Source organism: Gordonia sp. w5E2 (assembly GCF_036540975.1).
GTDB lineage: Bacteria > Actinomycetota > Actinomycetes > Mycobacteriales > Mycobacteriaceae > Gordonia > Gordonia jacobaea.
This window is the reverse complement of record NZ_CP144213.1, coordinates 1606587-1619560: the sequence shown is the minus strand read 5'-3', so window position 1 is coordinate 1619560 and position 12974 is coordinate 1606587. Positions and strand designations below refer to the sequence as shown.

Below are 12974 nucleotides of genomic sequence, written 5' to 3'. Positions count from 1 at the left end.
ATTGGACCCACATCCTCGCGCGACTCGACGACGTACGGCACCCGCGATCGTTCCGGCGCCGCAGCACCGTCAGTCGACTGACACCGCCCGCGGGATTCGACGATCCGCCACGGTCATGGCGATCAACGCCGCTCCGATCACCACGACGGCCCAGCCCGCGATGTGGAGTCCACCATCGGTTGCGCGGGCCCCGAAGGCGATCCCGATGAGGCTCGACGAGAAGATCGCCCCGAAGTACATGAACGTCCGGTACAGCCCGGATGCCACACCGATCGACTCCGGCGGACTCTGCGTGTAGAGCGTCGCCTGATTCGCATAACCGCTCAGTCCGTTGGCAACGCCGAACAAGAACGTCATCGCGAGCAGGACCCACAGCCCGGACGAGTGATGGATCGCCACCGCGGTCACTCCGGCACCGACGAAGCAGAAACCCGTGAGAATCAACGGGATTCGCACCCACCCGTGCGTCGAGTTCACCCGTGCGCACACCACGCTCAGCGCGGAGTACGGGATGAGGATGAGCCCGACCTGCGCCGCGGAGTATCCCGCGGACTGCTCCATCCACTGGCTGATCCCGTACATCGCCGTGTACGAGCCGAGACCTGCCAGCATCTGACGCAGGTAGGTGCGCACCAACGGGGAGTTGGCCGCGAGCATCCGCACATCAATGAGAGGTTGTGCCGCGCGCAGTTCCCAGAACACCAGGAGGAACCCCGCTGCGACGATCACCGCCAGCAGCCACCACTTCGGTGCACCGAGCCCGGCGAGGAACTCGAGCGTCGCGATCACGGTAACCGCGAAGAGTGCCACCCCGACGACGTCGACCACGCGGACGAGGCCACCGAAGCCGCCCACATGCATCGGACCGTCACGAGGGATGCTGCGCAGCGCCCACACGAGGGTGATCAGCGCGATCGGAATATTGACGAAAAACACTGCCCGCCAGCCGAACACGCCGGTCAGCACACCACCGAGCGGCAGTCCGATCACCGCGATCACCTGGGCGGCGATCGAGAACCCACCGAGCACGCGACTCGGCACTCCCATCCCGAATGAGTCGGCACGAGACCGCACGAGCGCCATCGCCGTCGGATACGCCGCAGAGGTGCCGATGCCGATCAGGGCACGCGAGAGCATCAGGCACCAGAACGCCGGCGCGGCGGCACCGATGACACCGGCGATCAGCAGGACGACCAGCCCGGAGGCGAAGACGCGACGAGGACCGAAGACCGTCGCGAGTTTGCCCATTGTCGTTGTGCCACTGCGCTGCACAGGTAGAGCACTGAAATCAGGATCGTCGTCTGTGCCGGACCTCGATGGAAGTCGACGCCGATCCCGACGAGCGCGGTGGCGATCATGGAACTGTTGATCGGGTTGAGTGTCGACCCCATCAACAGTGGCCCGGTGAACCGCCAGCCGAACGGATTGCGCTGTGCCACACCGGCGTCGCCGGTGGCCACGGCGCTCACTGAGCTGTGGCGTCGAGGAGTTCGAGAAGCTCTGCGGTCGAACCTGTCTCGGCGATCTGGGGGAACACCTCGCGCACGCTGTGCGCGTGACGCTCCCCGTCGGAATCGGTCATCGCGTCGGTCGGCAACGTCACGTTGAACCCCGCTTCGTGTGCGTCGCGGGCCGTCGATTCGACGCCTGCGCCGCTGGCGATCCCGACGACGGCGACCTGGGTGACGCCCCTGGAACGCAACTCCTCGAGGAGTGCGGTACCCGCGAATGCGCTACGCGAATGTTTGGTCACCACCAGATCGTCAGGCTCGGGGGCGAATTCGTCGATGAGCTCGGTCCACTCCGTCGGCAGTTGCGGCCTCGCCGATCCAGAGTTGCGGTCCGTCCGTCCGGGAGGCACGGCGTCGACGTTGACCATCACCACGAGCTGCCCGTACTTGCGGAACCTGTCGACCAATTGTCCCGCGCGGTCGACGATTTCCGACGCCGGATACGGTGCGAGATTGTCGCGCAACGCGATTCCACGTTGCATGTCGATGACGATCAACGCGACCCGCGGGTCGAGCGCTGTCATGGCCATGGATTCCTCCTTGATCGAAGCGACTGTCAGGACTCCGCCACACGGCGGAGAAGCTCTGTTGCGGTGGCGATCTGCGCCCGTTCCTCGTCGGTGAGAACCTGCCCGAGCCGGTCGGCGAGCCAGTCCTCGCGAGCCAATCGTCCACGCGCGTAGGTCTCACGAGCCTTGTCCGAGAGATCGAGGAGTGTCTTTCGACGATCTTTCGGATGAGGCGTCCGGACAATGAGCCCCTGCTCGAGCAGCGCCGCAACTGTCGTCGACATCGACTGTGGGCGAACACCTTCGGCTCGGGCGAGGTCGTTTGCCGTCGCCGGTCCCCCACGTTCGAGCCTGCCGAGCACGTTGGTCTGCGACCGCGTGAGATCCCCGATCGGGCCCTGCGCCCGAAGTCGACGATTGAGCGCCGCAAGCACGGGGCGCAGGGTCGCGGCGATCTCGGCGGCACTTTCGGACATATTGTGAGTCTAGCAAATAATCAGCTAACTGATAAGTTGACTGATTGAAAAGACATTGCCGACAACTTCTCCCGACACTCCATTGGCGCCCCCACCCCCGCGCCCCCAGCATCCTGGTGCCCGAAAGCCCTCAGCGTCCCAACAACCTTCCGTCGACCTCCCTCGGTACCGTGGATCGGTGACCGACACCCCGTATCTCGCCGTAGACCTCGCCCGCCTCGATCGCAACCTGCAGGCGGTCGCCGAGCTCGCGCGGAACGCTCACGTCGATCTGCGGCCACACGCCAAGACGCACAAGACCGTAGAGCTCGCTCGACGCCAGATCGACAGCGGCGCTGTGGGACTCACGGTGGCGACGATCGGTGAAGCAGAGGCGTTCGCCGATGCGGGCGTCTCCGACCTGTTCCTCGCGTATCCGCTGTGGGTGAGCGCGCACAAGGGTTCTCGACTGCGCGCGCTCGCCGATCGGGTTGCACTCCGTCTGGCCGTCGACGCCGTCGAAGGGGCCACGCGCCTTGCCGCCGAACTACCCGGCGCCGAAGTTCTCGTCGAGGTCGACTCCGGACAACACCGGACAGGCGTGGCACCTGAGTCCGCCGGCGAGGTCGCAGTAGCCGCGCAGTCGGCTGGGCTCGACGTGGTCGGGGTCTTCACGTTTCCCGGCCACGGATACGGCCCAGGACATGCACGCAGTGACGCAGCTGCACAGGAGATAACTGCACTCGCAACGGCGGCAGAGCGGTTGCGCGACAAAGGAATCGAGCCACGTGTGCGGAGTGGCGGCTCGACGCCGACGATCGAGTTCGCGGATTCGGGCGTGCTGACCGAGATCCGACCGGGCGTCTACCCGTTCTACGACGCCCAGCAGGTGGAGCTCGGCGTCTGCGGATTCGACGATGTGTCACTGACCGCCGTCAGCACCGTCGTTCATCGCGACGGACGTCGTGTGGTTCTCGACGCGGGCAGCAAGATCATCGGGGCCGACCGGCCCGCGTGGGCCAGCGGGCACGGTCGGATACTCGACGAGCCAGACGCACGCATCGTCGCACTCTCCGAACACCACGCGGTTGTCGAGTACCCGGACGAGAACACCCCCGAGCTCGGCTCGACGGTGCGCGTCGTGCCCAACCACGTCTGCACCGCGGTGAACCTCGTCGACGAGCTGGTCGTCGGTGGTGGTGACGATGGTGGCGCGGTTCCGACGTGGCGCGTGATCGCCCGCGGCGCGAACAGCTGACCGCAGACTCCGCGCGCGTGCGCGGCCGGGCCGCCTCAACCGCCTGGTCGGCGCAGAACCACCCCGGCCCCGCGCAGGAACTAGGGGAAAGATTCTTTCCGTGGGTTTCGCACCCTTTCTCGAGAAACAACACGAGGAAACGTACAGAACCCGGGAAAGAACCCTTCCCCTACTTTCCGCACCGGCGCGCACACCGGAACGCCGCTACTCGTACACGCCCTCGACCATCCAGTCGCCCGCCCGGTAGTAGAGCAGCAGCGCGCGTGAATCCTCTAGGAGCACTTGGGCTCTGGCGACGATGCCGGTGTCGTCCATGCCCGCAGGCCACGGTCCGGCCCACCAGCTCAACGCCCAGGTGTCGCGGGCGGCGTCGCGGCCGGGACGTGCCATGCGTACGACGGCGGGCTCGTCGGAGAACGCTCCCCGACCGGTGACGGTCACCGGTTGCCCCGACGCGTCGGTCAACGACACCGGGGCGCGGGACATGACCGCGGGTGCGGGCTGGGGCACGCGACCCGGCCACGGCGCCTGCGGGTCGCGCTCGGGGATCTTCTCGTCGCCGAGTGGGATCATCGTGATCTGCTCCGACGGCCCGCGACCACCGCTGCGCACCGGCACCTGCACGGCGTCGCCGCCGAGTAGACCCTGCACACGCTCCAATGACCGGCGTGCGCGCTCGGAGACCTCCGACTCGCCCGGCAGTCCCGCACCGGTCAGTGCGTAGCGCAACTCGCCGGCGTCGACAGTCTCCACCGGCTCGAGTCGAAGCATCGCGATCGGCGAGTCGGGCCGGGTGTCGCCGCGACTCCTCCCCCTGCCCGCGCCGGTCAGCCAGCCCTCCAACTGCCACCGGATGCGGTCGGCTGTCGCGTCCGGTGTGAGCGGTTGTGCACACCGCCAGATCCGTGAATGTCGTTGTCCGCGTTCGGTAACAGCCTCGACCTTGAGCTTGGTACATGCCGCGGGTACGTCGGCGAGTCGACGATGCAGCATGTCGGCGAGGCGTCGGCCCGCGAACGCTGCGGCGTCGATCCGGTCGATCGATGGCTCGCAAACGTACTCGATCACCAACTCCGGTGCGACCGCACTGCCCGACGGTCGACGATCGGCCAGTGCGTTGGCCAACCGGTGGGCGACGGCGGCGTCGGCTGAGAACCTGGTTGCGACGTCGCGCGCAGACATCGCGGCGAAATCGCCGATGGTGACGAGCCCGAGTCGACGCAACAGATCGACCAGCTCTGCCCGTTCGGGCACAGACAAACTCTGCTCGACGTTCAGTTCCGCCACAGGGAGATCGGCCAGATAGGCACGGCTTGCTCCCGGTTCGACGTGATGTCCCCGACGTGCGGCGATCACCGCGGTGAACAACTCATCAGCAACCCCGACCTGCGATTCGACGCCGCACACCGAAATCTGGTCGACGAGTTGTTCGGCCAGCGACTCCTCTCCGCCGTGATGTCGAGCGGCGCCGTCGGCAGGCATCACCACCAGTCCCGGCCGCAGCACCTCGACCACGGCGACCACCTCGGCCACCGCCGCCACCACCGGCTCGAAGAAACGTGCGTCACGATCGACGTCGGCGGTGAACACCCGCATCTCCGGACACACCGCCTGCGCCTGTCTTTTTCTCATGCCCCGTCGGACCCCAGCCGCTCGGGCGGTCGCCGACGTCGCGGTCACCCGATTGGCCGACAACACCGCAATCGGTTGTGCCGGAGGCAGATCCTCGTCGGCTGCTGCCGCCATCGCGGGCCAGTCCGGGCACCACACGGCCATGACCCGACCCATCAGTTCGCCACCGCGGTGAGCATCTGGTCGTCTGCGCTGAGCTGATCATCCGATCTGCCCACTACCGGATCTTCGGGGCGTGTCAGCCCCACGAGCCCGGCTTGACCGTGCGCACTCAACGAGCTCAGATCGACGTCGGCGCTGCGTCGTCTACGGTCACGCCCGGTTGCGGTGACCTGCAGCCGCAGTCCCCCGATCCGACCGTGCCCACGTCGTGCTGCAGAGAGATCTGTTCCCGACGTTCCCGGGACGTGCCGGTAGGTGAGCACGCTCGCCTCCATACGCACCTGCGCGCCCGGCCAATGACCGTCGACGACCAACAGCGCCGACGACTGCTGCCGCACCCGGCCGCTGACCACCCGGCACCGCGCGGGCGCGACGTCGACTCCACGGAGGCCGAGCACCACCAGATCCATGCCGTCGAGCAGCACCGAGGCGATCTCGATCGGATCGACTCCCGGATCCGGCACGATGGCGATACGGGCGAGATCGGCACCCATCTCCGCGACCGACAACAAGCTCAGCCACGGCAAGCCGACGATTCCCACCTGACCACCACTGCGACTCACCGCGGCGATCATCGCGACCACCAACGACCGCGCCCCGGAACAGTCGATCACACTCCCTCGGGCGATCCCCCCGCGACGAGCATCATGGTGTTGAGAGTTGCTGTGTGGCAACAGATCTGCGAGAACGTCCGGCAGCGGTAGCCGGTCGCCGATCTCGTCAACACGGTCGACGGACAACCTGTCTGGCATGCCGGACAGCACCGCCATCCGCTTGCGGAGTTGCGCCAGCGTGTCGGCCCGCGCCCCATCCGGCACATCACCCACATCGGGCAGATCACCACCGTCCGGCAGGCCACCGTCGAGAGCATGCGCATCCGACTGCGATGCGTTCGGATGAGCCAACGGCAAAACACTCATGAAGACCTCCTGGCCAGCGTTGTGATGCATGGCGAGCCGGGAAGTTGCTGCGCCGTCGGTCGCTCGGATCACCGAGTTTGATCGAACGTTTTTTCGATATTCAGATCGTACGACGCCCCTCTGACACTCCGCAACAGCCCAGGTGACGAACGGCCGAGCCGCCGCCCACGAACGACGATCACGACGCGAAAATGCAGGCTGACCTGCTCTTTCCGGCCGCACAAAACCTTCGACAAGCCATCGACATCGCAGACGCGGCTGCTCAGAACAACGTCAACGCCTCGGCCATCTCCGGCGGCGCGACCAGGTCGCGCTCGTCCGAATCCGCCGATTCTGCCCTGCCGTGATCGCGGCCGGCCAATCCGTGCCGGGCCACCAACGGCTGCAATCGATCTCGCAGCCACGACGAATACTCCGCGGTGACATACGCACCCCGGCCGTACAACCCGTTGTACTTGCGCACCAGCGCGGGATGATTCGCGGCAAGCCAATTCATGAACCACGGTTTGGTGGAACTGCGTAGATGCATCGGGAACGCGGTGACCCCGGCCGCCCCTGCGTCGGCGAGCGCGCCGAGCAGGGCGTCGAGGTGCGCGGTGGAATCGCTCAGATACGGGATGACCGGCGCGACCATGACGTGTGGCACAAACCCTGCCTCGGCGATCGCGCGAATCAGCTCCAACCGCGCCCGCGGCGACGGCGTTCCCGGTTCGATCTGCTTCTGCAGGTCGTCGTCGAAGATGGCCAGCGACACTCCGATACTCACCGGAATCCGGGCCGACGCCTGACGCAACAGCGGTAGATCTCGACGTAGCAGTGTGCCCTTGGTGAGGATCGACAACGGCGTCCCCGATTCGGCGAGCGCGGTGATCACACCGGGCATCAACCGGTACCGACCCTCAGCACGCTGATACGGATCGGTGTTGGTGCCCAACGCAACGGTCTCCCGCTGCCACGAGCGTCGTCGGAGTTCTTTACGCAGCACCGCGGCGACGTTGAGCTTGACCACTACCTGCGAGTCGAAGTCGCGCCCGGCGTCGAGGTCGAGGTACTCGTGTGTCGGCCGCGCGAAACAGTAGCGGCACGCATGCGAACATCCACGAAATGTGTTGACCGTGAACCGGAACGGCAACCCCGACCCCTCCGGCATGGCGTTGAGTGCACTCTTGGCGAGCACCTCGTGAAAGGTGATGCCCTCGAACTCCGGAGTCTGCACCGACCGCACGAGTCCGGCACGCGCGAAGCCGGGCAGCGCGCCGTCGTCGACTTCGACCACCTGTTCGGACCACCTCATGGTGATGAGTCGAACATACGTACTAGGCACTGTCAACCCACCAGCCCACGAGCACCATCCACCGACCACAGAACCGCAACGAGCTCTCCACGGCCACGTCCCCGGGCGGCCCACGCGGCTATCATTTCCGTATGTCACTCGCCGAGAGCTACCGCACACCGGGTCCCCAGTACCTGGTCGCCGGCCGTTATCGGCTGAAATCCCGAATCGGTGGCGGCGGCATGGGCACCGTCTGGCTGGCCCGCGACCAACTTCTTGATCGTGATGTCGCGGTCAAACAGGTCCTCTCCACCGAGGGCCTCTCCGACGATTCCGCCGACAATGCCCGTAAGCGCGCGATGCGTGAGGGCAGAATTGCCGCGAAACTCGCCCACCGCAACGCGATTGCGATGCACGACGTTGCACTCGACCGCGGTGAACCGTGGCTGGTGATGGAGTACCTTCCGTCACGGAGCATCGCCCAGATCCTTTACTCGGCAGGCACACTCGACGTCACCGAATCGGCCAAGATCGGTGCGCAGGTCGCCGACGCCATGACCGAGGCCCACGCAGCGGGCATCGTGCATCGCGACATCAAGCCGGGCAACATCCTCATCTCCGAATCCGGACGCAACGTGGGACTGGTCAAACTCACCGACTTCGGCATCTCGCGAGCCAAGGACGACATCACGTTGACGCAGACCGGCGTGATCACCGGCACCCCAGCGTATTTCGCTCCCGAAGTCGCTCGCGGTGCTGAACCGTCCGAGGCATCCGATGTGTACTCACTCGGTGCGACGGTCTACACGATGGTCGAGGGCGAGCCACCATTCGGAGTCGACGATAACTCACTTGTCATGTTGCACAAGGTGGCTCGTGCGCAGATCAATCCGATGAAGCGGGCGGGCGCCCTCGAACCAGTGCTTCTGCACATGCTCGAACCCAGTCCGACGAAGCGGATCACGATGGCACAGGCCCGTGACGAACTCATCGCAGTCGCGTCCGGCGGCCGCGCCTCCGCCGATCAGATACTCACGAGCCTGATTCCCCGCGCATCAGGCGTGACGACCCTTCCCCCGCAGACGCCGCATGGCGCGGGACCCGGCCAGTCGTCGCAACCGGATTCGGCCCGCCCCGGCGGTTTTCCCTCGGCCCGCCCCGCGTCGGATCGACGAACCCCGGGCACGTCGGTTGCCGCCGGATGGCAGACCCCGGCGTCGCCGCATCGACACCACACTCTGGTCTCGTCGACACCACCGTTCCAGAGCGGGCAATACCCCAGTGGTCAATACCCGAGTGGTCAGTATCAGGGCGAGCATTATCCGATCGACCCCTATGCGAGTCTTCCACCCTCCCAACGGGCTTCGGGCACATCTCCGACGACGCTCGCGCTCGCCGTACTCGGCTTCTTCGTGGTGCTGGCCGTCGTGATCGTCCTCGCGATCGTCTTGATGCGCTGAGTCACACGGGAGCTGTACTGGGCCACAACGAGAACTGCGCCCGACCTCAACCGATGTGGCGGGTGGCGGCCCACCGGGTCAACGCATTTCGGTTGGACTGCTGGGTCTTCCGCAACACGTTCGACGCGTGGGTCTCGACGGTTTTGATCGAGATGAACAGTTCTTCGGCGATCTCGCGGTAGGTGTATCCGCGCGCCAACAGACGCAACACCTCGAGCTCTCGTCGTGTGAGAGAGTCGAGTTCGGGATCGAGGGCGGGCTCGGGCACCGACGATTTCCCCGTGAACGAATCGAGCACGAATCCAGCGAGGCGCGGACTGAATACCGCGTCACCGTCTGCCACGCGTCGAACCGCGTCGGCCAGTTCGCGACCGTCGATCGTCTTGGTCACGTATCCGCGGGCTCCCGCCCTGATCGTGGCGATCACATCCTCGGCGGCGTCGGACACGCTGAGTGCGAGGAAAACCGGCGCATCGTCGCCCAAAGTCTCTGTGACACCACGCAATACGGAAACGCCGCCACCGGCGGGCATGTGGACGTCGAGGAGCACGACGTCTGGCCGGAGTCGCGTGATGGCAGTGATCGAATCGGCGACGGTGCCCGCCTCGCCAACCACGTGCAGTCCCGGTTCGTTGGCGAGTTCGGCGCGTACCCCGGAGCGGAACACCGCGTGGTCGTCGACGAGAAACACACGGCACAACGCGCTCTGTGCATCCGGCCCGGCGGTCGCGTTCTCGTTCATCGTGCCTTCCCGTGGTCGATCGCCTCGTCGGTGTGTGTGGCTTCGTCCGTGACATCGTGCGGGTCGTCGTGGCCATCGGTATCCGCGTCGGAGTGCGTCGTGGGGCGCGGCATGATCAGTCGGATGTTCGTTCCGCGTCCCGGCGTCGAATCGATACGAGCCTGTCCCCCAGCACGTTCCACCCGAGACTTGATGGAGCGGGCAAGCCCCTGCCTGTCCGGGTCGACACCATCACGATCGAATCCGACGCCCCGGTCGCGCACGAACACCTCGACCTCCTCGTCGCCCACCTCCATGTAGACATCGACGCTACGCTCGCCGGAGTGCTTGGCCGCGTTGACGAGCGCCTCGCGCGTCGCTCCGATCAGGGCGGGCCACCGTCGTATCTCGCTCCCTGGTCCGTGGCGGGCTCCCTCGTCGGGACGCAGGTCGCCGACGGTGATCACCTCGACCTCGATCCCGTACGTGTCCTCCACCTCTGCGCCGACCTCACGGATCGACGCACTCAACGAGGTACCGCGCTGAGCGACGTCGCCGAAGAGCCAGCCGCGCAACTCGCGCTCCTGGCTGCGGGCCAACCGGGCGACCTCCTCGGGTTTACCCGCCTGCTTCTGGATGAGCGCAAGTGTCTGGAGCACCGAGTCGTGGAGGTGGGATGCGATCTCCTCGCGCTCGGCGTTTCGGATTCGGGCCGCTCGCTCCTCGTTCAGCGCGCGCCACAGTCGCATCCACAGCGGCACGGTCAGCAGCACGACACCGATCAAGGTGGCTGCGACGGCAAGCAACGTGGTGCTCAGGCCGCCGTAATTGCGCCGGCCCGCCACGACGATCACCGCAAGGCCACCGACGACGAGGACAGCGCCGCCCGCCAACCGCGTCCAGGTGAGCGCGGTGCTGTGGGGCGCGGTTTTCGACGTGTCGAACTCGCGCCACACCAGGCCCGCACCGACCATCACGAACACGAACGGCACGAGATAGGCGGCGGGCGTTCCCGACGCCGCGAACCCGACGACGGTCATCGCGACCAGCGCGAGCACCGCGAGACCCAACGCTTGTCGACGCTCCCCCGGCGCGGGCGATTCGGTGTCGTTGCCCTGCGGGCAGAAGAACCACAGCAGTCCGTAGGCCAGCACACCTGCACCGGCCAACGCTGCCAACACCACGAACACCACGCGGACGCGGAACGCGTCGACGCCGAGATGATCGGCGACGCCGCCCGCGACGCCACCGATGACCCGGCCGGCGTCACGTCGCACCAGCCGAGGGATCGGTGGCACATCGGGGGCAGCGGGGGTACTCACACTTCGATACTGCCCCACACACCCCGGTCGCCACATCAGGGTCGTTCCCCGATTTCCGGGGGAACGTCAGGGTATGTCCCCGATGCCCACGCCAAGCAGGGCCGCGAGGATAGGACTCATGGATGCCACACAAGTCCGCGCACAGCTCGAGCATCTCTGGCACACGCGTCCCGTTCGTCCGGCGAGTCCGCGCACGGTCGCAGGTGTCTGCAGCGGCATCGCGTTCCGCTACCGCGTCGATCCGACGCTGGTGAAGGTCGCTTTCGTCGTCTCGACGCTGTTCGGTGGCGGCGGCCTGCTCCTCTACGTCATCGGATGGATCGCCTTCCCCTCGAGCAGACTCTCGGCCGCCGACCCCGCCAACGATCGCAGTGGGCACGGCCACGGCCGCCACCACAACCCGAAGTTCGTGATCGTCGCGGCCGTCGCGGTCGTCCTGGTGATGTCGTTCGGTCCGCACGGCACGTGGAGTTCGAGTGCCGGTCTCGGCACCGTACTCATGTTGCTCGGCTGGTGGCTTCTGTTCCGTCGAACACCGACACCGCTGCCCGGAACGAGCGCCGACACGCTCACCGCGGCGCCCTCGGCCACTGCGGATCAGTTCCAGCGCTGGACTCCGCGCGCGCTGCGCACCGGGGCAGCGCCGAGCTTCGAGGGCGCGACGGGAGTGCCGGTCACCGTCCCGAGCCCCCCAGCTTTCGACGTTCCGACCACGCCTCGCGGCGACAGCTCCGACGCCGCGACGTCGGTGTTCACCCTCGCCGACCGCCAGCCACCGTCGTGGGACCCGCTCGGTGCCGCACGATTCGCCTGGGATCTACCTGAACCCGCGACCCCGACGCCGCCCGCGGTACCGGAGAACCGACACTCCTCCACCCGAGCATCGCTCATCGTCGTCGGAGCGGCCCTTCTCGTGGCGATGAGCGGGGTGGCCGCACACCAGGCGGGTGTCGAGTGGTTCACCCCGACGCGCATTCTCTCCATGGCCCTCGCGGTCGTCGGCGTTGGTCTGCTCACGCTCGCAGCGTTGAAGCGATCCGCTGGGCGACGGCAGGTCGGACTCGTCCCGCTGGCGGTCGCGTTGGGCGCGGCGGTCATCGTCACCGGCGCAACGACGACATGGGTCGGACAGTCCGACGAGAGCGTCGTACCGTCCGGAGGTGTGGGTCAGCGCATGTATAAGCCACTGTCCGAGAACGACATTCGCGACAGGTACTCGGTCACCATGGGCTCGCTCGAACTCGACGTCCGCGACCTCACGCTCACTTCCGACCGCACCGTCGACCTTCGTGCCGGCCTCGGCGAAGTGACCGTGCGGGTCCCGAAGGACATGAATGTGCGGGCGAACTGCACGTTGAATGTCGGTGATCCGCAGTGCCCTGAAGGGCTATCCGTCGGCACTGCCGGCGCCGACAAGCCAGTGTTGACGATCAATGCGCACGCCAACGTGGGCAGCGTGGAGGTGACCCGATGAACGACTGGCGTCCAGAAACGGCCAACGGAACCGCAGAGGGCAACGAGTCAGGCAGCAGCGAGCAGGTGGGCAATGCCGTGGGGCACCGCGCCCCAGGGCTCGCGCTCCTCGGTATCGCCGCGATCGCGGTGGCGATCTGGGGCCTGGCCGACACCCCCGATCTCCCGTCGGCGTCGGTCCTCGGCTGGGGCGTCGTCGGGATAGGGCTGATCGTCGGCCTGGTGCTTCTGGTCAGCGGCGCGCGACGCAGTTAGCGCTCGCCACCTACTCCCGCTCG

13 protein-coding genes are annotated in these 12974 nt (G+C 66.6%); 4 read left to right on the top strand and 9 right to left on the bottom strand.

Features of this window, described 5'->3' with window-relative positions; translation table 11 throughout:
- Window positions 1-69 precede the first annotated feature (69 nt).
- The 4 genes from RND64_RS07400 to RND64_RS07385 are packed head-to-tail and all read right to left on the bottom strand — an operon-like array spanning window position 70 to window position 2496.
- Window positions 70-1248, bottom strand: coding sequence for an MFS transporter (locus RND64_RS07400; RefSeq protein WP_235434385.1), 1179 nt, complete (start codon window positions 1246-1248; stop codon window positions 70-72).
- Window positions 1182-1460, bottom strand: coding sequence for a hypothetical protein (locus RND64_RS07395; protein ID WP_235434386.1), 279 nt, complete (start codon window positions 1458-1460; stop codon window positions 1182-1184). The genes RND64_RS07400 and RND64_RS07395 overlap by 67 nt, the downstream gene beginning before the upstream one ends.
- A 5-nt stretch (window positions 1461-1465) precedes the next feature.
- The gene (locus RND64_RS07390; protein ID WP_049699594.1) at window positions 1466-2041 is read right to left on the bottom strand and encodes a cysteine hydrolase family protein; all 576 of its coding nucleotides are present in this window, start codon (window positions 2039-2041) and stop codon (window positions 1466-1468) included.
- A gap of 26 nt (window positions 2042-2067) precedes the next feature.
- A complete protein-coding gene (locus RND64_RS07385) occupies window positions 2068-2496 on the bottom strand; it encodes a MarR family winged helix-turn-helix transcriptional regulator (RefSeq protein WP_049699595.1) in 429 nt (142 codons plus the stop codon).
- Window positions 2497-2674: 178 nt separating this feature from the next.
- Between RND64_RS07385 and RND64_RS07380 the strand changes: the two genes are divergently transcribed.
- Window positions 2675-3733: an alanine racemase gene (locus tag RND64_RS07380; RefSeq protein ID WP_049699596.1), complete on the top strand. Its 1059-nt coding sequence runs from the start codon at window positions 2675-2677 to the stop codon at window positions 3731-3733.
- 204 nt (window positions 3734-3937) lie between these two features.
- Here RND64_RS07380 and RND64_RS07375 read toward each other — a convergent pair whose 3' ends face one another.
- The 3 genes from RND64_RS07375 to RND64_RS07365 all read right to left on the bottom strand — a co-directional run bounded on the left by RND64_RS07375 (window position 3938) and on the right by RND64_RS07365 (window position 7741).
- Window positions 3938-5521: a DNA polymerase Y family protein gene (locus RND64_RS07375; protein ID WP_049699597.1), complete on the bottom strand. Its 1584-nt coding sequence runs from the start codon at window positions 5519-5521 to the stop codon at window positions 3938-3940.
- Window positions 5521-6447, bottom strand: coding sequence for a hypothetical protein (locus tag RND64_RS07370; protein WP_049699801.1), 927 nt, complete (start codon window positions 6445-6447; stop codon window positions 5521-5523). The genes RND64_RS07375 and RND64_RS07370 overlap by 1 nt, the downstream gene beginning before the upstream one ends.
- A gap of 262 nt (window positions 6448-6709) precedes the next feature.
- Window positions 6710-7741, bottom strand: coding sequence for an Rv2578c family radical SAM protein (locus tag RND64_RS07365; RefSeq protein WP_049699598.1), 1032 nt, complete (start codon window positions 7739-7741; stop codon window positions 6710-6712).
- 131 nt (window positions 7742-7872) lie between these two features.
- On the opposite strand from RND64_RS07365, the gene RND64_RS07360 reads away from it, so the two are divergent.
- Window positions 7873-9180, top strand: a complete 1308-nt coding sequence (locus tag RND64_RS07360; protein ID WP_049699599.1) for a serine/threonine-protein kinase — start codon at window positions 7873-7875, stop codon at window positions 9178-9180.
- Between the two features lie 46 nt (window positions 9181-9226).
- Here the strand turns inward: RND64_RS07360 and RND64_RS07355 are convergent, their stop codons facing one another.
- Both RND64_RS07355 and RND64_RS07350 read right to left on the bottom strand, forming a co-directional pair.
- The gene (locus RND64_RS07355; RefSeq protein WP_049699600.1) at window positions 9227-9922 is read right to left on the bottom strand and encodes a response regulator; all 696 of its coding nucleotides are present in this window, start codon (window positions 9920-9922) and stop codon (window positions 9227-9229) included.
- Complete coding sequence (locus RND64_RS07350; RefSeq protein WP_083444407.1) at window positions 9919-11259, bottom strand: ATP-binding protein; 1341 nt, start codon at window positions 11257-11259, stop codon at window positions 9919-9921. The genes RND64_RS07355 and RND64_RS07350 overlap by 4 nt, the downstream gene beginning before the upstream one ends.
- Window positions 11260-11341: 82 nt before the next feature.
- Between RND64_RS07350 and RND64_RS07345 the strand changes: the two genes are divergently transcribed.
- The gene (locus tag RND64_RS07345) at window positions 11342-12697 is read left to right on the top strand and encodes a PspC domain-containing protein (RefSeq protein ID WP_049699602.1); all 1356 of its coding nucleotides are present in this window, start codon (window positions 11342-11344) and stop codon (window positions 12695-12697) included.
- Window positions 12694-12951 (top strand): hypothetical protein, encoded by a 258-nt coding sequence (locus tag RND64_RS07340; protein WP_235434387.1) that lies wholly within the window; start codon window positions 12694-12696, stop codon window positions 12949-12951. Before RND64_RS07345 ends, RND64_RS07340 begins: the two co-directional genes overlap by 4 nt.
- Window positions 12952-12974 lie beyond the last annotated feature (23 nt).